Source organism: Stenotrophomonas sp. YJH_SMC_123 (genome assembly GCF_059368215.1).
The window spans coordinates 1-21,879 of record NZ_JCAFRM010000003.1 but is presented as its reverse complement, the minus strand read 5'-3'; the positions used below and the strand labels follow the sequence as shown (position 1 = coordinate 21,879).

18 protein-coding genes are annotated in these 21,879 nt (G+C 67.5%); 11 read left to right on the top strand and 7 right to left on the bottom strand.

From position 1 onward, the window contains the following. Positions 1 to 38: 38 nt before the first annotated feature. On the bottom strand, positions 39 to 425 hold the full coding sequence (locus AC5P5W_RS08195; RefSeq protein ID WP_142235139.1) for a DUF2628 domain-containing protein: 387 nt from the start codon (positions 423 to 425) through the stop codon (positions 39 to 41). A 217-nt stretch (positions 426 to 642) separates the two neighbouring features. Between AC5P5W_RS08195 and AC5P5W_RS08190 the strand changes: the two genes are divergently transcribed. Further along, the gene (locus tag AC5P5W_RS08190; RefSeq protein WP_005419553.1) at positions 643 to 813 is read left to right on the top strand and encodes a hypothetical protein; all 171 of its coding nucleotides are present in this window, start codon (positions 643 to 645) and stop codon (positions 811 to 813) included. 60 nt (positions 814 to 873) lie between these two features. Here the strand turns inward: AC5P5W_RS08190 and AC5P5W_RS08185 are convergent, their stop codons facing one another. Next, positions 874 to 2,919, bottom strand: a complete 2,046-nt coding sequence (locus AC5P5W_RS08185; protein ID WP_197575527.1) for a TonB-dependent receptor domain-containing protein — start codon at positions 2,917 to 2,919, stop codon at positions 874 to 876. Between the two features lie 496 nt (positions 2,920 to 3,415). Between AC5P5W_RS08185 and mdoH the strand changes: the two genes are divergently transcribed. From mdoH to hemC, 5 genes are all read left to right on the top strand, one after another. Then, on the top strand, positions 3,416 to 5,341 hold the full coding sequence (gene mdoH / locus AC5P5W_RS08180; RefSeq protein ID WP_197575528.1) for a glucans biosynthesis glucosyltransferase MdoH: 1,926 nt from the start codon (positions 3,416 to 3,418) through the stop codon (positions 5,339 to 5,341). Positions 5,342 to 5,391: 50 nt separating this feature from the next. Continuing rightward, positions 5,392 to 6,051 carry a dienelactone hydrolase family protein gene (locus AC5P5W_RS08175; protein WP_197575529.1) on the top strand — a complete coding sequence of 220 codons (660 nt, stop codon included), beginning with the start codon at positions 5,392 to 5,394 and terminating at the stop codon, positions 6,049 to 6,051. Positions 6,052 to 6,054: 3 nt separating this feature from the next. Beyond that, positions 6,055 to 7,098: a sensor histidine kinase gene (locus AC5P5W_RS08170; RefSeq protein WP_185741895.1), complete on the top strand. Its 1,044-nt coding sequence runs from the start codon at positions 6,055 to 6,057 to the stop codon at positions 7,096 to 7,098. Positions 7,099 to 7,108: 10 nt separating this feature from the next. Next, positions 7,109 to 7,840, top strand: coding sequence for a LytR/AlgR family response regulator transcription factor (locus AC5P5W_RS08165; RefSeq protein ID WP_014648511.1), 732 nt, complete (start codon positions 7,109 to 7,111; stop codon positions 7,838 to 7,840). Positions 7,841 to 8,490: 650 nt separating this feature from the next. Beyond that, entirely contained in the window at positions 8,491 to 9,402 is a 912-nt protein-coding gene (gene hemC / locus AC5P5W_RS08160) for a hydroxymethylbilane synthase (protein WP_014648510.1), read from the top strand. Between the two features lie 117 nt (positions 9,403 to 9,519). On the opposite strand, the gene AC5P5W_RS08155 is transcribed toward hemC, so the two are convergent. After that, positions 9,520 to 10,296, bottom strand: coding sequence for a DUF481 domain-containing protein (locus AC5P5W_RS08155; RefSeq protein ID WP_014648509.1), 777 nt, complete (start codon positions 10,294 to 10,296; stop codon positions 9,520 to 9,522). Positions 10,297 to 10,402: 106 nt separating this feature from the next. Further along, a complete protein-coding gene (locus AC5P5W_RS08150; RefSeq protein WP_180835182.1) occupies positions 10,403 to 11,005 on the bottom strand; it encodes a LolA-like protein in 603 nt (200 codons plus the stop codon). An 81-nt stretch (positions 11,006 to 11,086) separates the two neighbouring features. Here AC5P5W_RS08150 and AC5P5W_RS08145 point away from each other — a divergent pair, with 81 nt between their 5' ends. After that, positions 11,087 to 12,058: a helix-turn-helix transcriptional regulator gene (locus AC5P5W_RS08145; RefSeq protein ID WP_014648507.1), complete on the top strand. Its 972-nt coding sequence runs from the start codon at positions 11,087 to 11,089 to the stop codon at positions 12,056 to 12,058. A 25-nt stretch (positions 12,059 to 12,083) separates the two neighbouring features. Next, positions 12,084 to 12,878: a MetQ/NlpA family ABC transporter substrate-binding protein gene (locus AC5P5W_RS08140; RefSeq protein WP_014648506.1), complete on the top strand. Its 795-nt coding sequence runs from the start codon at positions 12,084 to 12,086 to the stop codon at positions 12,876 to 12,878. Positions 12,879 to 13,014: 136 nt separating this feature from the next. Here AC5P5W_RS08140 and glpK read toward each other — a convergent pair whose 3' ends face one another. The 3 genes from glpK to AC5P5W_RS08125 form a co-directional block, all read right to left on the bottom strand. Further along, on the bottom strand, positions 13,015 to 14,514 hold the full coding sequence (glpK, locus tag AC5P5W_RS08135) for a glycerol kinase GlpK (RefSeq protein WP_014648505.1): 1,500 nt from the start codon (positions 14,512 to 14,514) through the stop codon (positions 13,015 to 13,017). A 96-nt stretch (positions 14,515 to 14,610) separates the two neighbouring features. Beyond that, complete coding sequence (gene glpD / locus AC5P5W_RS08130; protein WP_197575102.1) at positions 14,611 to 16,125, bottom strand: glycerol-3-phosphate dehydrogenase; 1,515 nt, start codon at positions 16,123 to 16,125, stop codon at positions 14,611 to 14,613. 246 nt (positions 16,126 to 16,371) lie between these two features. Beyond that, positions 16,372 to 17,007, bottom strand: a complete 636-nt coding sequence (locus AC5P5W_RS08125; RefSeq protein WP_014648503.1) for an OmpW/AlkL family protein — start codon at positions 17,005 to 17,007, stop codon at positions 16,372 to 16,374. 186 nt (positions 17,008 to 17,193) lie between these two features. On the opposite strand from AC5P5W_RS08125, the gene AC5P5W_RS08120 reads away from it, so the two are divergent. The 3 genes from AC5P5W_RS08120 (at position 17,194) to lpdA (ending at position 21,499) form a co-directional block, all read left to right on the top strand. Then, entirely contained in the window at positions 17,194 to 17,709 is a 516-nt protein-coding gene (locus tag AC5P5W_RS08120; protein WP_197575104.1) for a DNA-deoxyinosine glycosylase, read from the top strand. A 167-nt stretch (positions 17,710 to 17,876) separates the two neighbouring features. Continuing rightward, positions 17,877 to 19,589 carry a dihydrolipoyllysine-residue acetyltransferase gene (gene aceF / locus AC5P5W_RS08115; RefSeq protein ID WP_197575105.1) on the top strand — a complete coding sequence of 571 codons (1,713 nt, stop codon included), beginning with the start codon at positions 17,877 to 17,879 and terminating at the stop codon, positions 19,587 to 19,589. Between the two features lie 107 nt (positions 19,590 to 19,696). After that, positions 19,697 to 21,499, top strand: a complete 1,803-nt coding sequence (gene lpdA, locus AC5P5W_RS08110; RefSeq protein WP_495221021.1) for a dihydrolipoyl dehydrogenase — start codon at positions 19,697 to 19,699, stop codon at positions 21,497 to 21,499. Positions 21,500 to 21,879 lie beyond the last annotated feature (380 nt).

The window sequence follows — 21,879 nt, the reverse complement described above, 5'->3', positions numbered from 1 at the left end:
TGCGTCCTTGCCGCGCATCCCTGCGCCGGTCTGATGGCTTAGAACATTCCTTCAAACGGGTTCCAGCTGGTGCGACCTTCCACCTTCTCCAGGTAGTAGCTGTAGTTGGTGCTGGAGGCGACCAGCAGATTCATCGCGATGAACAGCATGCGCCCGACGACGTCGGGAAGGAACATGCTGACGATGGCCAGCGCGATGTTGATGCCGATGACCACCAGCGCCTTGCGCCACATGCCCAGGATCAACAGGTAGATCGCACCGAAGAACAACGCGAAGAAGTTCAGGTTGATCTTCAGGCGGTCACCGAACGACAGCGCCTTCCAGGCCTGCTTGAAACCGGGATTCTTGGGCGCGCCATGCTGGCGGAAGAAGTTGAAGCGGAACTGCCACTTCGGGCTGAACTGGGACAGGTCAGTGGTATTCATTTGGGGGAAACATCCCTGTGAGAAAACGTTTTCATGATAAGGCAAGTCCTATTCAGGATCCAAGGGCTGCCGTCAAAAATGTGACGCGTGCCGTGTTCCACAGGCTGCGGCCGGGTGCCGCACCGTCACCCGCCCGCCTTGTTTTTAGGATAGGGTGCGCAGTTCCGCTGCCGCCCCGGTTGGACCCGTGCGGCGGCGGGATGTCCATGGAGGTTGCATGACCACACCTGCTACACCGGAAAACGCACCGGGACCGGTGCTCCTGCCGACACCTGAAGTGGTGCAGGCACAACAACTGCTCGCACGCCAGCAACTGGCGGTGGCGATGGACCGTGCGCGCACGGCCGCCACGCGGGACGCGGCACCGGCCGCGCTGGAAAGCGAGTAACCCGCAATACCGTCGATCGCGCTGGCATGTCGCCAGCGCGATCACGGCGCGTGCCGCCGGTCAGAAGCGCGCGGTCATGCTGAGGAAGTAGCTGCGCCCGGCGACGAAGTAGTCGGTGGAGCCTTCCGCATACAGCTTCCTGTCGGCCAGGTTGCTGACGCCACCGCGCAGGGTCAGCACCTCGTTGACGTTCCATGCGACGGTCAGGTCATACAGGGTGTAGGCCTTGAGGAAGGTCGTGGCGGTGCCGGTCTGCTTGCCGGTGTACTGCGCCGACAGGCTGCCGGAGAACACCGTATTCGGCGACCAGTCCAGCGACGAGTAGCCGGAGAATTCCGGCGTATCGATCAGGTTGCGGCCGGTGGTCAGGTTCCTGGCTTCCTTCATCCAGGTCGCCGAGGTGCGCCAGCGCCACTGCTCACCGAAGCGGACGTTGAAGTTGCCTTCCATGCCGCTGGTGCGCGCGCGCTGCACGTTGCTCATGCGCGTCCACCAGATGCCGTTGAAGCGGCCCAGCGGTGCGTATTCGATCTTGTTCCGGAAGTCGGTGTGGAAGTAGGTCACGCCAACATCGATCAGGTCATTGTCGAAGCTGATGCCGATCTCGCGGTTGGTGCTGGTTTCCGGATCCAGGTCCGGGTTGCCGGCCATGTAGCACCCGCCGCGGGTATAACCCAGCGGGATCAGCGAGGTGCAGCCACGGCCGCCGGACTGGGTGGCAGCGGTGGCCGAGTTCTCGGTCAGGCTGGGCGCACGGAACCCCTTGGAGACGCCACCGCGGATGGTCCACTGTTCGGCCGGATGCCAGACCAGGTACGCACGCGGGCTGACGTGGCCGCCGAACTTCTCATGGTGGTCCAGGCGCGCGCCCACGGTCAGGGCCAGGGTGCGGTGCAGCTTCAGTTCGTCTTCGACAAACAGCGCCCAGGTATCCACTTCCAGGCTGGAGCCGCTGACGGCGTTGCCGGCGTAGTCGATCGGCGCGCGGCCGATGGTATCGGTGTTGGTCAGTTCCTGGCGCTTCCACTGCCCACCCACGGCAAACTGGTGTTCAACGCCCAGAGTGAACGGCGTGGTCAGGCTGCCTTCGATGATCGTGTCGGTGGCCTCTGAGCGGCCGGTGGCGCCGATGTCGTTCTTGTATTCGGTCCAGTACGCGCTGAGCCTGGAGGTGCCGAAGCTCCACGTGCCATCGTGGTTGAGCGCCAGCGAGCTGCGCTTGAGCTCACTGGCTCCCCAGGCGCCTTCGTCCTGCTTTTCCAGCGACGCATCGATGAAGGCCTGCTGCACGCCATGGCCGGCTTCCAGCGACAGTTCCTGTGCGTCGCTCAGCTTCCACTGCAGCAGCGCATCGACAGTGCGGTCCTTCTCGCCGGCGTAGGCATTGCCGTAGACACCGTGGTTGGACTGGTCCGAATCACGGCGCATGCTGTTGGCACCGATGCGCAGGCCGAAGCGTTCGCCCAGTGGGCCGGAGAAGGTCGCGCCGATCTGCTGGGTATCGCCGCGCTTGCCATCACCGGGACGGGTGTAGCTGTGGGTGGCGCTGCCGTTCCATTCGTCGCCGATGCGCCGGGTGATGATGTTGATCACCCCGCCCATGGCGTCGGAGCCGTACAGCGAGGACATCGGCCCACGCACCACTTCGATGCGTTCGATCTGGTCGGGCGAGATCCAGTTCAGGTCCTGGCGGCCGAGGTCGGGGCGGTAGTTGGTCGCGGCCGAGCTGCCCATGCGCTTGCCGTCCACCAGCACCAGCGTGTAGTTGGACGGCATGCCGCGCAGCTTGATCTTGGACTGTTCGCCGACGGCGCTGAGGCCGCCGGTCACGCCCGGCACGCGGCTGAGCAGGGTGGCCAGGTCGGGAACCGGCTGGCGCTCGATGTCCTCACGGCTGATCACGCTGATGCTGGCCGGGGCATCCTTGATCCATTGCTGGCTGCCCGAGGCGGTGACCACCACGGTATCCAGATCCTTGGTGGAGGCATCGGTGCCGGCCTCTGCAGCGGCCAGGCCTGGCAGGGCCAGCAGGCAGGCGGAGGTCAGGGCAGGGGCCAGGCGGGTGCGCGGCAGGCGCGCGGAACGGGAACGGGACGATGGGGACATGGCGGCTTCCATGGGAGGTGGGGTGACCCGGTGGAAGCAGCAGGCGCAGGCAGACAGCAGGCAGCCACCCTTCCGTGGGTCGTCGGTGCGCGCGGTGTGGACCGGCGCAGCTGGGTGGGTCGCGGCCGTGCGGAAGACGGTGACCTGCCTGGTTAATGAAATGATAACCGTTCGCGTTTGATACGATCCAGTACCCGGGGCGATGCAATGACATCTGGCCATCCCCCGACGTGATCGCCTGCTATTTGCTGAATGGGGATAAATCCCGGCGTAGGCCTTCGCACCCGGCTTACATTCAGCGCCCTAGACTGGGCCGCATTTTCGATTCCGCCCCGTTGGAGATCGTGTGGGTTCCGGTAGTGACAGACATCGACTGTGCGGCCTGAAGCCGACACAGTCTGGACAAGTGCGGGCGCCGGGAAAGCGCGCCGGGAACCTTGGTGCATGCAGCCCGGCCGGGATAGCCGGCCGTGCCGACGGCGCGGAGTAGGCGGCGATGGGGGTGCAGACCATCCATGCGGAAGCAGAAACGCCCCGGCTCGACGCCGGCTGGGCGCTGCTGCCCGCTGAATCTCCGTTGCAGATGCCCGAACAGACCCTGCGCGAAGGTGCACTGAAGGTCCGGCGGCATCGCACGTCGCCGCGCCTGATCGGCCTGCGCCGGCTGTACATCTTCGGTGGCACGCTCGGCATGACCGCCGTGGCCACGCGGATGATGTGGCGGGTGCTGTCGGCCAATGGCATCAGCGTGCTCGAAGCCTGCCTGCTGGTGCTGTTCGTTGGCCTGTTTGCCTGGATCGCGCTGTCTTTCGCCAGCGCCCTGGCCGGCTTCCTGACCGCCGTGTTCGACCGTGGCTATCGCCTCGGCATCGACCCGGACAAGCCGCTGCCGACCGTGCACAGCCGCACCGCGCTGCTGATGCCGACCTACAACGAAGACCCGCGCCGCCTGCTGGCGGGCCTGCAGGCGATCTACGAGTCGGTGGCGGCCACCGGCCAGCTCGGCCGATTCGATTTCTTCGTGCTCAGCGATACCCGTCGCGAGGACATCGCCGCTGCCGAGGAGCGGGTGTTCGGCGAGCTGCGCGAGCGGGTGCCGGACGGCCAGACCCGCCTGTTCTACCGTCGCCGTGGTGACAACAGCGGGCGCAAGGCCGGCAACATCGCCGACTGGGTCCGTCGCTTCGGCGGTGCCTACCCGCAGATGCTGATCCTCGACGCCGACAGCCTGATGACCGGCGACAGCATCGTGCGCCTGGTGGCCGGCATGGAGCACAACGCCGACGTCGGCCTGATCCAGACCCTGCCGTCGGTGATCGGCGGCCGCACCCTGTTCGCACGCATGCAGCAGTTCGGTGGCCGCGTGTACGGGCCGGTGATCGCCCGTGGCGTGGCCTGGTGGCATGGCGCCGAGAGCAACTACTGGGGCCACAACGCCATCATCCGTACCCGCGCCTTCGCCGACCACGCCGGCCTGCCGGCGCTGCCGGGGCGCAAGCCGTTCGGCGGCCACGTGCTCAGCCATGACTTCGTCGAAGCAGCGTTGATGCGTCGTGGCGGCTGGGCTGCGCACATGGTGCCCTACCTCGGTGGCAGCTATGAAGAGGGCCCGCCGACGCTGACCGATCTGCTGGTTCGCGACCGCCGCTGGTGCCAGGGCAACCTGCAGCACGGCAAGGTCGTGGGCAGCCGCGGCCTGCACTGGATCAGCCGCACGCACATGCTGATCGGCATCGGCCACTATTTCACCGCACCGATGTGGGCAATGCTGATGCTGATCGGCATCGCCATCCCGCTGTTCCAGGAGGGCATCGACTTCAATGCCCTGCTGCACCTGTCGCCCAGCGTGTACTGGCGCGCACAGGACGAAGAGCAGGTGCTGCGCCTGTTCGCCGCCACGATGGCGGTACTGCTGCTGCCCAAGGTGCTCGGTTACCTGGCGATGCTGCTGGACCCGGTCGACCGCCGTGGCTGCGGCGGTGCGATCCGTGCCTTCGTGTCGATGCTGGTGGAAACCGTGCTGGCCGCGCTGATGGCGCCGGTGGTGATGTACGTGCAGTCGCGGGGCGTGGCCGAAGTGTTGTCCGGCCGCGATTCCGGCTGGGATGCGCAGCAGCGTGACGACGGCGGCATCTCGTGGCTGGCACTGATCCGCGGCTACGGTGGCCTGGGTGTGTTCGGCGCCTTCATGGGCGTGCTGGCCTGGGCCGTGTCGCCGTCGCTGGCGGCGTGGATGGCGCCGGTGGTGATCGGCATGGTATTGGCCATTCCGGTGGTGGCGCTGACCTCCTCGCGTGGTCCGGGCGCCTTCCTGCATCGCCTGGGCCTGCTGGACATTCCCGAAGAGAACATCCCGCCACCGGTACTGGTCCGCGCCGCGCAGCTGCGGCGCGAAGCGGCCGAGCAACCGCCGCTGTACTGATTGCCCCACGCCAGCGGCATAATGCGGCTCGAACTTGAAGGAGCCGCATCATGCTGCAAACGGTGGAACAGGAAACCGGCGCCTCGCCGCAGTGGTCGGTGATCTGGCTGCACGGCCTCGGCGCCGATGGCCATGATTTCGCGCCGATCGTGCCGGAGCTGGTGCGGCCGCACTGGCCGGCGCTGCGCTTCGTGTTCCCGCACGCACCGGTGCGGCCGATCACGATCAACAACGGCGTGCCCATGCGCGGCTGGTACGACATCGTCGGCATGGACTTCCGGTCGCGTGCCGACATGGCCGGCGTGCAGGAATCGGTGGTGCAGCTGGACGCGCTGATCGCGCGCGAGATCGAGCGTGGCGTCGCGGCGGAGAAGATCTTCCTGGCCGGCTTCTCGCAGGGTGGTGCGATCATCCTGACTGCTGCGCTGTCGCGCACCGCGCCACTGGCCGGCCTGATCGCCCTGTCCACCTATCTGCCCGAAGCCGACAGTGCCACGCGCGTTGAAGGCGCGGTGCAGGTGCCGGTGTTCATGGCCCATGGCAGTGGCGACCCGGTGATTCCGCAGGCCGTGGCGGCCCACAGCGCACAGGCGCTGCGTACGCTGGGCCTGGACGTGGCGTGGCACAGCTACCCGATGGCCCACCAGGTCTGTGCCGAGGAAATCCGGGCGCTGGGCGACTGGCTCCAGGAACGGCTGGGCGCGGCCTGAGCCATGTCCCCGGCCAGCCCATCGCCGTGGATGCCGGAACTGTGCCGCCTGCCGCGGCTGGCGGCGATGCTGGGCCTGGCCGAGCTGGTGGTGGTGGTGCTGGCGCTTGCGCCGGATGGCAGCCGCCACTGGACCGTTGGCGAGCTGCTGTCGGCCAGCGGCTTCGCGCTGTGGCTGGCGCTGGCCGTGACCGCCAGCCTGTGCCTGCTGCGGCAGGCGCTGTCCAGGCTGCCGCAGGTGATGGGGGCGGTCGCTGCCATCGCACTGGCGGCCCTGATCGCGGTCGTCTGCGCCGGCATCGTGCACGCGCTGTACGCGGTGCTGGGTGACAGCTTCGCCAACGGCATCAGCTTCTGGCGCTTCACCCTCGGCAGCGCCGCCACCACCGCGCTGATCACCGCGCTGGCGCTGCGCTACTTCTATGTCAGCGACCGCTGGGCCGCGCAGGTGCAGGCCAATGCACGCGCCCAGGCCGATGCGCTGCAGGCGCGCATCCGCCCGCATTTCCTGTTCAACAGCATGAACCTCATCGCCAGCCTGCTGCATCGGGACCCGGCGGTGGCCGAGCGTGCCGTGCTCGACCTGTCCGATCTGTTCCGTGCTGCGCTCGGTGCAGGTGAGGGCGATTCCACCCTGCGCGACGAATGCGAACTGGCCGAGCGCTACCTGTCGATCGAATCGCTGCGCCTGGGCGAACGCCTGCAGGTGCGCTGGCAGCGTGACGAGCCGCTGCCGTGGGACCTGCCATTGCCAAGGCTGGTACTGCAGCCGCTGGTGGAAAACGCCGTGCTGCATGGCATTTCGCGCCTGCCCGAGGGCGGCACCATCGAGCTGCAGCTGCTGCGCGAGGGCAACGATCTGCAGATCCGCGTGCGCAATCCCGCGCCTGATCCGCAGGCGCCCGGGCTGGCCCTGGCGCGGGGGGCTGGCCATGCCCAGCACAGCATCGGCCATCGGCTGGCCTGGCGCTTTGGCAGTGCCGCGCGGATGACGGCTGGCTGGAGCGAGGGCTACTATGCCTGCCAGGTGACAGTGCCGATCCAGTGAGGGGACGATCGTGAGGGTAGTCATCGCCGATGACGAACCACTGGCGCGTGAGCGCCTGCGCAGCCTGTTGGCCGCACAGGACGGCGTGGACGTGGTGGCCGAGGCCGGCAACGGCGAGCAGGCCCTGCACGCGTGCGCGGAGCTGCAGCCGGACCTGGTCCTGCTGGACATCGCAATGCCTGGGCTGGACGGCCTGGAAGCAGCCCGCCACCTGGCCAGCTTCGAACCGCGGCCGGCGGTGGTGTTCTGCACTGCCTACGATGCGCATGCGCTGTCGGCCTTCGAAGCGGCAGCCATCGATTACCTGATGAAGCCGGTGCGCGCCGAACGCCTGGCAGCGGCGATTGCACGGGCACGCACGTTCCTGGCCGGTCGCGATGGCCAGCCGCAGGCGCACAGCGGGCAGCAGGCACGCAGCGTACTGTGCGCACGCCTGCGCGGCAGCCTGCGGCTGATTCCGCTGGACGACATCCACTACCTGCAGGCCGAAGAGAAGTACGTGGTGGTGCACCACGCGCGCGGCGAGGACCTGATCGAGGAATCGCTGAAGTCGCTGGAGGAAGAGTTCGCCAGCCGCTTCATCCGCATCCATCGCAACTGCCTGGTGGCGCGGCACGAGCTGGTGGAGCTGCGCCGCGGCTCCGGCGGGCAGGTGCAGGCAGTGCTGCGGCATGGCAGGCAGCCGCTGGAAGTCAGCCGCCGCTGTGTGGCGACGCTGAAGCAGGAACTGCGGCATCTGTGAGTGGTCCCGCGCGGCCTGCGGCCGCGACTGCTTACAGATCAACATCAACATCAAGATCAACAGCAGGTTGGCCGGCTCGTTGTTCTTACGTGCTGGGTCGGGCCGGGGTGGGGTGGCGGGACACGCCGTAGACCCATCCCTGGGGGCTCGATGGCGCCATCCATGGCGCCAACGGTCCCGCCACCCCACCCCGGCCCAACCCTCTCGTTTTTCCCGCGTCGGACGGCAAAGGCATTGTTGTTATCGGGTGGGGGAAGAGGGGTCAGATCCCTTTTCCTGCGGAAAAGGGATCTGACCCCGGAAGCCGTCGGCTGTTGCCTTTGCTTCTGCACTCTTTTTTTGATCTTCCGTGGCTGGCGCACACGGAAACTGTCAGAGGCCGGGCGGGGTGGGTTCGCGGGGGTGTCCGCGGCATGGGCCCGAGGCATGCCTCGGGCGGGTTGGGCAGGACGCCCAACCCCGGTCTTGCCGTGTGCGCAGGACAGCGCACACGAGCAAGCCGCGGCCAAGCCTCCACGGACGGATTCACGGCGTCCCCCGCGAACCCACCCCGCCCGGCCAAGCGCGGCTGTTGCTTTCACGACCCCTCCGCCAGCCACGAGGGGCTCCGCCGTTGGCCGTATCCGCGCCGAAGGCGCGATAATGACCGGATGGAAACCGTCCGCATCGCCACCCGCAAGAGCCCGCTCGCCCTCTGGCAAAGCGAACACGTCGCCAACCGCCTGCGCCAGGCCCATCCCGGGCTGCATGTGGAACTGGTGCCGATGAGCACCCGCGGTGACGAGGTGCTCGACCGCTCGCTGGCCGCCATCGGTGGCAAGGGCCTGTTCCTGAAGGAGCTGGAGCTGGCCATGCTGCGCGGTGAGGCCGACTGCGCCGTGCACTCGCTGAAGGATGTGCCGATGGAACTGGACGAACCCTTCGCGCTGCCGGCGATGCTGACCCGCCACGATCCAGCCGATGGTTTCGTCTCCAACCTGTACGCCTCGCTGGACGCGCTGCCGATCGGTGCGCGGGTCGGCACCTCATCGCTGCGCCGCCAGGCCCAGCTGCGCGCGCTGCGCCCGGATCTGGAATTGCTGGACCTGCGCGGCAACGTCAACACCCGCCTGGCCAAGCTCGACAATGGTGGTTACGACGCCATCGTGCTGGCCGTGGCCGGCCTGGAGCGCCTGGGCCTGGGCGGGCGCATCGTCGCGCGCCTGCAGCCGCCGCAGTGGCTGCCGGCACCGGCGCAGGGCGCGGTGGCGGTGGAGTGCGACGGTGGCAATACGCGCCTGATGGCGCTGTTCGCCACGCTTGATGACGCCGCTACGCGCGCCTGCGTGGAAGCCGAGCGGGCGATGAACCGCGCGCTGCATGGCAGCTGCCACGTGCCGGTGGCGGCCATCGCGCAGTGGCAGGGCGACGACCTGCACCTGCAGGGCCTGGTCGGCAGTGCCAGCGATGGTCGTGCGGTGCGCGCCGAGGCGGTGGGACCGGCCCGGGATCCGGAGGCGCTGGGCCAGCGCGTGGCGAAGATGCTGCTGGAAGCCGGTGCCGGCGAACTGCTGAACGTCTGAGCTACCGCCGGTAGTGCCGGCCGCTGGCCGGCAACCGCGTGCCCCAGTTGAATGCAGTTGCCGGCCAGCGGCCGGCACTACCGGAAGAAGAACGGGCGCCCTGGGCGCCCGTTCTGCTTACTTGAACTTGTAGACCACGTTCATCGTGGTCAGCGTATCGGTCTTGCGCTTGTCCTCGGCCACGTCACTGTTGTAGCGCGCCTGCCAGCCGGCCTTCAGTGCCAGGTGCTCGTTCATGCTCACCGAGACACCGAAGTCGTTCTGGCCGAAGGTGTTGTACGAACCGGATTCGACCAGCAGCGTGTTGACCAGGTCGGTGTTGTCAGTCAGCGAATACTTCATGTCGAACAGGCCACGGCCGATCAGGCCGGTGCGGGTGCGGTCGTCCTCGGTGCTGTGGGTGCGGCGCACACCGGGGCCGATCTGCGCGTCGAACGAGAAGCGCTCGGTGTTCCACAGGCGGGTGCCGTAACCCAGACCGAACGAGCTCTGGCGGTCGTAGGTGGCGAAGTCGTCGCGTTCCGTACGCACCGTCGCGGTCAGCTGGCGGTGTTCGCCCAGCTGCAGCGCGCTGCCGGCACTGCCGGTGTAGCGGTTGGCGGTGGTGTTGTTGCGGCGGGTGGTGGTGCCGTCGTCGTTGGTTTCGGTCACCTTGGAGCTGGAGCGCAGGCCGAACAGGTCCATGCTGTGCACCCAGTCACCGTCGGTGTAGCGCAGGCGCAGGCGGCCGTTGAAGCTCTCGGTGCTGCTGTTGCCGCGTGCCGAGGCAAACCCGAGCTCGCCACCACTGCCACTCCACGGCGAGGACATCGCCGCCAGTTCGGAGGCATCCTGTGCGTATGCGAGCGGCGCACACAGCAGCAGGGGGACCAGCAGGGACACGCGCAGGGACATCGAGGCTTCTCCGGAACGGTTGACAGCCGGTGATGATACTGGAAGCGTGATGGCGGTCCGAATCGATCCAATGCGCGCTTCAGCGAACGTTGGCGCGGTTGCCTATTCAGGGCAGATCGACGCGCACCTCAGGGTCGTTGAAGCGCGAATAGCGCAGGCGCAGCTGGAAGCTGCGGCCATTGCTGCTGCCGCTGCGTACGATCTGGCGTGGCAGGCCCTGGGCATCCACCCAGTACTCCAGGCGTTCCCCGGGCTGGGCACCGCGCAGCCGGTAGTGCCGGGTCTGCACCCCGTCCAGCGACTGGCTGCCGAGATCTTCGGCCTTCAGTTCGGCGGGCAGGCCATCGGCGGGCAGCGGGTTGCGCCATTGCTCGAGCAGGCCGGGCGGGGTCGGCACCTGGCGGATCGCGCCGTCGGCCTGCAGGAACATGGTGTCGCCGATGATGGTCTGCGGCCCCGCCGGCGTCTCCACCCGGAAACGATCGGGCGCGACGAAGTCCATGGCGCTGCGCACCGGCTGTGGTGCGCCCAGCACCTCCAGTTCGGCGTGGAAGCTGCGCAGGGCCGCGAAACGCTGGCTGGCGCCCAGCACCGCCTGCGTCGGATCGGCGACGGGTACCGGGGGCTCGGCGCCGGCCGGCGCCGGCGCGCGATCACAGGCGGCCAGCAGCAGGCAGGCCAGCAGGGACAGGGCAGGCAACCGGCGCATCGGGCATTCCATGGGGGTGGGGGCGACCACGATAGCCCAAACGTCCCACACAAGACCCGCGACTCGGACATAATCGGGGGTATGGACCGATACGAACGCATCACCGCCCTGCATCGTCTGCTCAAGTCCGCGCGCTATCCGGTGACGGTGGCGACCCTGCAGGACAAGCTCGGTTGTTCCCGCGCCACCGTCTACCGCGACCTGGCCTTCCTGCGCGATGCGCTGATGGCACCGATCGAGGGCGACGGCGAGGCGGGCTTCCGCTACCAGGCTGACGAGAGCGACCGTTTCGAGCTGCCCGGCCTGTGGCTCAGCTCGGAGGAGCTGCATGCCCTGCTGGCCTCGCAGCACCTGCTGGCGCGGACCGGCGGTGGTGTGCTGTCGTCGGTGCTGGCACCGCTGCAGCAACGCATCGAGAGCCTGCTGGCGGCCCAGGCCGGCGTGTCCAGCTGGCCGGTCGACCGCGTGCGGGTGATTCCGCACCGTGGCCGCAAGTTTGACGAAGGCAGCTTCCGCAGCGTCGCATCGGCCGTGCTGGAGCGCCGCCAGCTGGCGTTCGAGTACCGTGCCCGTTCCACCGACGAGCCGACCAAGCGCACCGTCTCGCCGCAGCGCCTGACCCACTATCGCGACAACTGGTACCTGGATGCCTGGGACCATGACCGCGACGCCCTGCGCAGTTTCGCGGTCGACCGCATCCACAAGGCGCGGGTGGTCGACAGCACCGCGCGCGACGTCGCCGACAGCGAGCTGGACGAGCAGCTCGGCGCCAGCTACGGCATCTTCTCTGGCGCGCCGAAGGGCTGGGCGACCATCCTGTTCAGCGCCAAGGCCGCGCGCTGGGTGGCCGACGAGCACTGGCATTCCAAGCAGCAGGGCCGCTTCCTGGCCGACGGCCGCTATGAGCTGAAGGTGCCGTACAGCGTCTCGCGCGAGCTGCTGATGGATGTGCTGCATTACGGCTCGGATGCCGAGATCGTCGAGCCCATGATGCTGCGCGAGCAGGCCAAGGCGTTGCTTGAGCTGGCCCTGAGCAACTACGAAAACTCCTGACACTCCCCCGAGAATTCAATCCCCCATGAAAAAGACCCTGTTGCTGCCCCTGCTCGCCGCTGCGCTGGCCCTGACCGCCTGCGGCAAGTCCGGCGAGCCCTCGCAGAAGCTGGTGGTGGCCGCCACGGCCGTGCCGCATGCCGAGATCCTCGAGGTGGTCAAGCCGATCCTCAAGCAGGAAGGCGTGGACCTGGACGTGCGGGTGTTCAATGACTACGTGCAGCCCAACGACCAGCTGGTGCAGAAGCAGGTGGATGCGAACTACTTCCAGACCGAGCCCTACCTGGATGCCTACAACCGCGACCGCAAGACCGACCTGGTGAAGGTGATCGGCGTGCACATCGAGCCGTTCGGTGCGTACTCGCGCAAGGTCAAGTCGCTGGCCGAGCTGCGCGAAGGCGCCGACGTGGTGATCCCGAACGACCCGAGCAACAACAGCCGCGCGCTGATCCTGCTGCACAAGGCCGGCGTGATCGAGCTGAAGGACCCGACCAACGCACTGGCGACCCAGCGCGACATCATCGCCAATCCGAAGAACCTGAAGTTCCGCGAGCTGGACTCGGCGATGCTGCCGCGCGTGCTGGACCAGGTCGACCTGGCCCTGATCAATACCAACTACGCGCTGGACGCAGGCCTCAACCCGACCCAGGATGCGCTGGCGATCGAGAGCAAGGACTCGCCGTACGTGAATTTCCTGGTCGCGCGCCCGGACAACAAGGACGACGCCCGCGTGCAGAAGCTGGCCAAGGCCCTGACCAGCCCGCAGGTGAAGGCGTTCATCGAGACCAAGTACAAGGGCGCGGTGCTGCCGGCGTTCTGACGCCAGCGCCCATTCGCCTGTAGAGCCGAGCCTATGCTCGGCTCTGCTTTTTGCGGTATCCCGCCAGCAGCAGCCGAGCATGGCTCGGCTCTACAGTGTCACTCCACGTGCCGCAGCAGGGCAGGGCATTGCCATTTCAATCGACGTGGAAGGCGAGGGTGGCGGCCACCGCCTGCTGCCATCCCGCATACAGTTTCTCGCGCCGGGCCACCTCCATCCGTGGCTCGAAGCGCCGGTCCAGGCCCCATTGCGCGGCGATCTGTTCGCGGCTGTTCCAGAACCCCACTGCCAGGCCGGCCAGATAGGCCGCACCCAGCGCGGTGGTCTCGGTCAGTCGCGGCCGCAGCAGCGGCACACCGAGAATGTCGGCCTGGAAACCGGCCAGGAAGTCGTTGCCGATCGCACCGCCATCAGCGCGCAGCTCGGTCAGCGCGATACCCGCATCGGACTGCATCGCATCGAGTACATCGCGGGTCTGGTAGGCCATCGCTTCCAGCGCGGCGCGCACGAAGTGCGCCTTGCGGGTGCCACGGGTCAGGCCGAACATCGCACCGCGCACATCACTGCGCCAATAGGGCGCGCCGAGGCCGACGAACGCCGGCACCAGGTAGGCGCCGCCACTGTCGGGCACCTGCGCAGCCAGCGCCTGGCTGTCGCTGGCGCGTTCGATCATGCGTAGTCCATCGCGCAGCCACTGCACCACCGAGCCGGCGATGAAGATCGAACCCTCCAGCGCGTACTCCACGCGGCCGTCCAGGCCCCAGGCAATGGTGGTCAGCAGGCCGTTGCGCGACCGCACCGCCTGCGCGCCGGTGTGCATCAACATGAAGCAACCGGTGCCATAGGTGTTCTTGACCATGCCCGGCTGGAAACAAGCCTGGCCGAACAGCGCCGCCTGCTGGTCACCGGCGATGCCGGCGATGGGGATCGGGTGGTCGAAGAAGAACTGCGGCCGGGTGTGTGCGTACACCGCGCTGGAGTCGCGCACCTGCGGCAGCATCGCGCGCGGAATGTCGAGCAGGGCCAGCAGGTCGTCATCCCAGTCCAGCGTGTGGATGTTGAACAGCAGCGTGCGTGCCGCATTGCTGTAGTCAGTCACATGTGCCTGGCCACCGCTGAGGTTCCACACCAGCCAGCTGTCGATGGTGCCGAACAGCAGCTCACCACGTTCGGCGCGCTGCTGCGCACCATCCACGTGGTCGAGGATCCAGCGCACCTTGGTCGCGGAGAAATAGGCGTCGATCAGCAGCCCGGTCCGCTCGCGGATCAGTGCTTCATGCCCCTCCGATTTCAGCCGCTCGCAGATGGCGTGGCTCTGCCGCGATTGCCAGACGATGGCGTTGTGGATCGGCTGGCCGGTGGCACGGTCCCAGACCACGGTGGTTTCGCGCTGGTTGGTGATGCCCAGCGCGGCGATATGGCGTGGGTCGATCTGCCCGCGGCTGAGCAGTTCGGTCAATGTGGCATAGACGCTGGTAAGGATCTCGCGGGGGTCATGCTCGACCCAGCCGGGCTGCGGGAAGATCTGCGCGAACTCGCGCTGCGCGCTGCCGACGATGTCGCCGGCGCGGTCGAACAGGATCGCGCGCGAACTGGTGGTGCCCTGGTCGATGGCCAGCACGTAGCGGGGCGTCATGCAGCGTCTCCAATGGCGATGGGGAAATCCTAATGCATCGATCGCGTCGCGCGCGGCTGCCCTGGTAGCTGCCAACCTGGGTTGGCACACGTGGCATCACGGGGGGCAGAGCCCTTTCCGTGGAAAAGGGATCCGACCCTCCATCCACGCCTGCAGCCGTGCCACCTGCGCAGCATCCAGGCGCAACCCCAGCTTGCTCCGGCGCCACAGGATATCGTCGGTGTCACACGCCCACTCGCGTTCGCGCAGGAAGTCCACTTCGCGTGCATGCAGGCCACCGCCGAAGTCCTCGCCCAGATCGTGCAGGCCGTGTACACCCTGCAGCAGTTCCGCGCTGCGACTGCCATAGGCCCCGGCCCAGCGTCGCGCGATACCTGCGGGCAACCACGGTGCCAGCGCCAGCAGGCGCGAGCACGCCTGTGCGGCGTCGCCCCAGTCGCTGCCCGGCAGCGGGTCTCCGCGCGCCGTCCAGGCCGGTCCCATCTGTGGCAGGGCAGGGCGCAGCAGGTCCAGTGCCTCCTCGGCCAGCACCCGGTAGGTGGTCAGCTTGCCGCCCAGTACATGCAGCGCCGGTGCCGGGTCCACCTGCACCTGCAGGCGGTAGTCGCGGCTCAGCTGCGCTGCGCGCGGATCCGGGTCGGCCAGCAATGGACGGACACCGGCGAACGCCCAGACCACCTCGTCCGGGGCGATGGGGTCACGCAGGTAGCGATTGGCCGCTTCGCACAGGTAGGTCACCTCGGAAGGCAGCACGCTGCAGCGCGCCGGGTCACCGCGATAGTCGGTATCGGTGGTGCCCACCAGCAGGTGGTCGTGGGCGAAAGGCAGCAGGAACACCACCCGCCCGTCGGGCTGCTGCAGCAGGCAGGCGCTGTCATCGGGCCAGGGCCTGCGCAGCACGATGTGGCTGCCCTGCACCAGGCGCAGCGCAGGGCCGCCGCTGCGCGTCTGCATCCGTTCCAGCAGGCCCCCGGCCCACGGGCCCGCCGCATTGACCACGGCGCGGGCATTCACGGGGTGCCGCTGGCCATCGGCGGATTCCAGAACGGCCCGCCACCGGCCCTGCACGGGGTGCAGGTCGATGCAGCGGCTGCGCACCTGCACCTGTGCGCCCCGCTGCGCGGCATCCAGGGCGTTGAGCAGTACCAGCCGCGCGTCATCGACCTGCGCATCGGCGTAGCTGAAGGCCTGCCGCAGCGCCGGGGAGAGCCACTGGCCGAGCGGATCGTGCTGCAGTTCCAGTGCGCGTGACGCGGGGAAGGCGGGGCTGCGCCGGCCCAGATGGTCGTACAGCCACAGCCCCGCGCGCAGCATCCAGCGTGGGCGCAGGTGCGGTTCCCACGGCAGGACGAAGCGCAGCGGATGGACCAGATGGGGCGCCTGCCGGCGCACCACCTCGCGTTCGCCCAGCGCCTTGCGCACCAGCCCGAACTCGCCCTGCTCCAGGTAGCGCAGGCCGCCGTGGATCAGCTTGCTGCTGGCGCTGGAGGTGTGCGCGGCCAGGTCATGCTGTTCGCACAGCAGCACGCGCAGGCCGCGGCCGCTGGCGTCACGGGCGATGCCGGCGCCATTGATGCCGCCACCGATCACCAGCAGGTCGACGTCGTCCATCGTGTCTCCGCGTCCTGTGTCTGTAGAGCCGAGCCGCGCCACCCTTGACCGTGGGCGCCATTGAACGTAACGCATCGCAATGCGCGCGGAGCCCGCCGCTCGACTCGGGATAGGGGGCTTGGCTCGACTCTACAAAAAAGCAGCCGAGCATGGGCTCGGCTCTACACGCGGAACGCGGGTGACGGAAACGACGACGGGCCCCGAAGGGCCCGTCGCGTTGCATCAGTGAAGCAGGTGCTGCCTGGATCAGAAGCGGGCGCCGATGCCGAAGCCGACGGTCCACGGATCCATCTTGGCTTCGCCGATCTTCTCGCCGCCGACCTTGATGTCCGGGCGGGCGCGCATGTAGCGGGCGTCGGCACGGGCGAACCAGGTGGAGTTGATGTTCATGTCGACGCCGACGGTGCCGATCACGCCCTTGGCATCCTTGAAGCGGATGTCGGTGTCAGCACCGTTGCCCAGCTTCTCGTTGCTGAAGCTCGACTGGTAGTAGCCCACGCCCACGAACGGGCGGAACACGTTGTCGGCCTGGCCGAAGTGGTACTGGCCGCTCAGCGCGACCGGCTGCTGCTCGACCGAACCCAGGCGGGCGTTGTTCGGGCCCTTGAACTTGTTGTCGAACTTGTCGGCAGCGCCCCACAGCTCAACGGCCCAGTTGTCGTTGATGTAGTAGCTGAAGCTGACGGTCGGCGCCGGGCCACCGTCGGTCTTCTTCACGCCGGTGATCGGGTCGTTCTTCGGCTCCAGCAGCGAGATGCCGCCAACAACGGCAAAATGCTTGCCCGAAGCGGTATCGGTGGTGCTGCTGTCCTGGGCGAAAGCGGCCGGCGCGAAGGCGGCGGAGGTCAGCAGGGCGAGACTCAGGATACGGATGGAGCGCATGGGGGTATCTCCTAATGTTTCTTGTTTTGGGCCCCCGGTTGCGGGGCGAGCACACCGTAGTCGCCCCAACATGAATCGAATCCGACGCACGTTAAAAAATAGTTTTCCTTGTTCAGCGACGGGTGCGGAATGCCTTTATTCATGGCGTTTTCTGCTCTCGCCGACATTCATGCAGTTGGAGAAGATGTGAGCACGGCAACGTTGTGCATTGGCCTGCCAGCGCAGGTGAACGTGGGATGCCGGGTGCTGCTGCTGGGCTCGATGCCAGGCGTGGCATCCCTGCAGGAGCAGCGCTACTACGCGCATCCTCGCAACCGCTTCTGGCCGCTGATGGCCGATATCTGCGGTTTCGACGCGGATCTGCCCTATGTGCAACGGCTGCAGGCGTTGAAGGCCGCAGGCATCGGCCTGTGGGATGTGATCGGGCGCTGCGAGCGGCGCGGCAGCCTGGATGCGGACATCGTGCGTGGCACGGAAGTGGCCAATGCACTGCCGGAACTGATCGCCACGTTGCCTGAGCTGACGCTGATCGGCTGCAATGGCGGCGCGTCATTGCAGGCATTCCAGCGCTGGGTGTTGCCGCGGCTGGAGGCCCCGCCGAAGGTGGTCGCGCTGCCGTCGACCAGCCCTGCCAATGCGGCGTGGTCGTTGCCGCGCCTGCGCCAGGCCTGGCAGCCGGTGGCCGACGCGCGGGCGACATGAAGCGGACATCGCCTGGACAATACGCTACCGACTGGTCGCGCACCCGACCCATGGGCAACAGCCTGTCCCGGCTGCGTGCGTACTGAAAACACCTGTAACGGTTGGCGCTGGACCCCGCTGGCCGCACAATAGACGTTTCCCTACACCAGATTGCCGGAGTTATCCCCATGGCCGAAATCAAGGAAGCACTTGTCCCCGATATCGGTGACTACAGCGATATCCCGGTAATCGAGGTGCTTGTCGCCGTCGGCGACACGGTCAAGAAGGACCAGGGCCTGGTGACGCTGGAAAGCGACAAGGCGACCATGGAAGTGCCGTCCTCGGTGGCGGGCGTGGTCAAGGAGCTCAAGGTCAAAGTGGGCGACAGCCTGTCCGAAGGCAAGGTCGTGGCCCTGATCGAAGTGGCCGAAGGCGAAGCCGAAGCCGCCAAGCCGGCCGCACCGGCACCGGCACCGGCCAAGGCCGCTGCCCCGGCTGCCGCCACCCAGAGCGCGCCGGCCGCAGCTGCGCCGGCCGCTCCGGCTGCCAGCGGTGGTGCGGTTGAAGCCCTGGTGCCGGACATCGGCGACTACGCCGGCATTCCGGTCATCGAAGTGCTGGTCGCCGTGGGCGATACGGTCAAGAAGGACCAGGGCCTGGTCACGCTGGAAAGCGACAAGGCCACCATGGAAGTGCCGTCGTCTGTGGCCGGCGTGGTCAAGGAGATCAAGGTCAAGGTGGGCGACAATCTGTCGCAAGGCGACGTGGTTGCCATCATCGAAGCCGAGGGCGCTGCCGCGCCGGCGCCGACCAAGGCCGCTGCTGCTGCCGCTCCGGCTGCCGCAGAGACCGCCACCAAGGTCGAGCCGGTTGCTGTGCCGGCGCAGCCGGACAAGCTGGCGGCCCGCGAGATCGCCTCGGCCGGTACCCCGTCCAGCCCGCCGGTGCAGTTCAATGCCGATGGCGTGCTGCCGGCCAAGGTGCCGTACGCCACCCCGGCGGTGCGCGTGTTCGCCCGCGAGCTGGGCGTGGACCTGCTGCAGATCAACGGCACCGAGAAGGGTGGCCGCATCACCAAGGGTGACGTACAGAAGTTCGTCAAGGCCGTGCTCAGCGGTGGCGTGCCGGCCGCTGCCGGTGGCGCCGTCGCCGCTGGTGGTGGCCTGAACCTGCTGCCGTGGCCGAAGGTCGACTTCAGCAAGTTCGGCGAGACCGAAGTCCAGCCGCTGTCGCGCATCAAGAAGATCTCCGGTGCGAACCTGGCCCGCAACTGGGCCATGATCCCGCACGTCACCCAGTTCGAGCAGGCCGACATCACCGACCTGGAAGGCCTGCGCGTGGCGTTGAACAAGGAGAACGAGAAGGCCGGCATCAAGCTGACCATGCTCGCCTTCCTGATCAAGGCCAGCGCCGCAGCGCTGAAGAAGTTCCCGGAATTCAACGCCTCGCTCGATGCCAGCGGTGAAAACCTGACCCTGAAGAAGTACTTCCACATCGGTTTCGCCGCCGACACGCCGAACGGCCTGGTCGTGCCGGTCATCCGCGACGTGGACAAGAAGGGCGTGGTGCAGATCGCGCAGGAAACCGGCGAACTGGCCAAGAAGGCACGCGACGGCAAGCTGGGCCCGGCGGACATGAGCGGCGGCTGCTTCTCGATCAGCTCGTTGGGCGGCATCGGCGGCACCGCGTTCACCCCGATCGTCAACGCACCGGAAGTGGCCATCCTCGGCGTCTCCAAGTCGTCCATCCAGCCGGTCTGGAACGGCAAGGAATTCGCACCGAAGCTGATGCTGCCGCTGTCGCTGAGCTACGACCACCGCGTCATCGACGGCGCACTGGCCGCACGCTTCACCACGTACCTGTCGCAGGTACTGGCCGACATGCGCCGCGTGCTGCTGTAAGGCACCGCTTCGCCCCCACCGTGCGGCCGCAGCCCCTGGCGCGGCCGCGTGAACAGATGCAGTGACAGCCCGCCGGCGCCGCCGGGCGGGCACGAGGAAAACCCACCATGGCCACGATTGAAGTCAAGGTTCCCGACATCGGCGATTACAGCGATGTGCCGGTGATCGAAGTGTTGGTCGCCGTCGGCGACACGGTGAAGAAGGATCAGGGTCTGGTGACCCTGGAGTCGGACAAGGCCACCCTGGAAGTGCCGTCCTCGGCCGCCGGCGTGGTCAAGGAAATCAAGGTCAAGCTGGGCGACACCCTGTCCGAAGGCGCCGTGGTCGTGGTGCTGGACACTGAAGGCGCCGCCGGAGCCCCGGCCAAGGCCGCCGCGCCGGCTCCGGCCGCCCCGGCCAGCAAGCCGCCGGTGACCCCGTCGCACCGCGCCCCGGCCGAACCGGCTGCGCCGAAGCCGGCGCTGTCCAGCGGCAAGCCGGCCGACATCGAATGCGAGATGGTCGTGCTGGGCTCCGGCCCGGGCGGCTACACCGCAGCCTTCCGCGCCGCCGACGTCGGCCTGGATACGGTGCTGGTCGAACGTTACGCCAGCCTCGGCGGCGTCTGCCTCAATGTCGGCTGCATCCCGTCCAAGGCGCTGCTGCATGCTGCTGCGGTCATCGACGAAGTGGCCCACGCCGGTGATTTCGGCGTCGAATTCGGCAAGCCGACCATTACCCTGGACAAGCTGCGCGCGTACAAGGAAAAGGTCGTCAACCAGCTGACCAAGGGCCTGGCCGGCATGGCCAAGCAGCGCAAGGTCCGCAACGTGCAGGGCGTTGGCAGGTTTGTCTCGGCCAACGAGCTGGAGATCACCGCCGCTGATGGCAGCACCCAGCTGCTGCGCTTCCAGAAGTGCATCATCGCCGCCGGTTCGCAGGCGGTGAAGCTGCCGAACTTCCCGTGGGACGACAAGCGCGTGATGGATTCCACCGATGCGCTGGAGCTGGCCGAAGTGCCGGGCTCGCTGCTGGTCGTCGGCGGCGGCATCATCGGCCTGGAAATGGCCACCGTGTACAGCGCGCTGGGCAGCAAGGTCACCGTGGTCGAGTTCATGGACCAGCTGATGCCGGGCGCCGACAAGGACCTGGTCAAGCCGCTGGCCGACCGCCTGAAGAAGCAGGGCATCGAGGTGCACCTGAAGACCAAGGCCTCGGGCGTCACCGCCGATGCCAAGGGCATCACCGTGACCTTCGAAGCCGCCGAGGAAGGCCAGGCGCCTGCGCTGGCGCAAGGCACCTTCGACCGCGTGCTGGTGGCCGTGGGCCGCTCGCCGAACGGCAAGAAGATCGATGCCGAGAAGGCCGGCGTGCAGGTCACCGACCGCGGCTTCATCCCGGTCGATCGGCAGATGCGTACCAACGTGCCGCACATCTTTGCCATCGGCGACATCGTCGGCAACCCGATGCTGGCCCACAAGGCCACGCACGAGGGCAAGCTGGCCGCTGAAGTGGCAGCCGGCCACAAGAAGGAGTGGGTCGCCCGCGTGATTCCGTCGGTGGCCTACACCAACCCGGAAATCGCCTGGGTCGGCGTGACCGAGACCGAAGCCAAGGCCAAGGGCCTGAAGGTCGGCGTGGCCAAGTTCCCGTGGGCCGCCAGTGGCCGCGCGATCGGCATCGGTCGCACCGAGGGCTTCACCAAGCTGATCTTCGACGAAGAGACCCACCGCATCATCGGTGGCGCGATCGTCGGCGTGCATGCCGGCGACCTGCTGGCCGAGATCGGCCTGGCCATTGAGATGGGGGCGGAAGCGGAAGACATCGGCCACACCATCCATGCGCATCCGACGCTGAGCGAGTCGGTGGCGATGGCCTCGGAAATCTACGACGGCACGATCACCGATCTGTACATGCCGAAGAAGAAGTAAGGCGTCCGCGCCGTTCCGAACGAAAAGCCCTGGCATCTGCCGGGGCTTTTTTTCTTCGATCAGTGCTGCAGCAAAGGGTGGGGCCACTGCACGGGTGGCAGGCATTTCGACAAATGTCCCCCGTCGCCCGCCTGCGGCGGTCGCCTCCTCCTTTACTTTGTCGAAATGCCCGCCACCCGCGCAGCAGCTCGGCTTGCGGACAGTCGAGAGCAGTGCCAAAGCCGCCCGGATGCCCACTCCCCCCAGCGCTCGACCACGCCTGCGTCTACGGCAACTGCCACCGCGAAGGTCTGGGCCGCTGCGCGGGTGGCAGGCGTCTGGACAAATGTCCCCCGTCGTCCGCCTTTGGCGGTCGCCTCCTCCTTTACTTTGTCCAAACG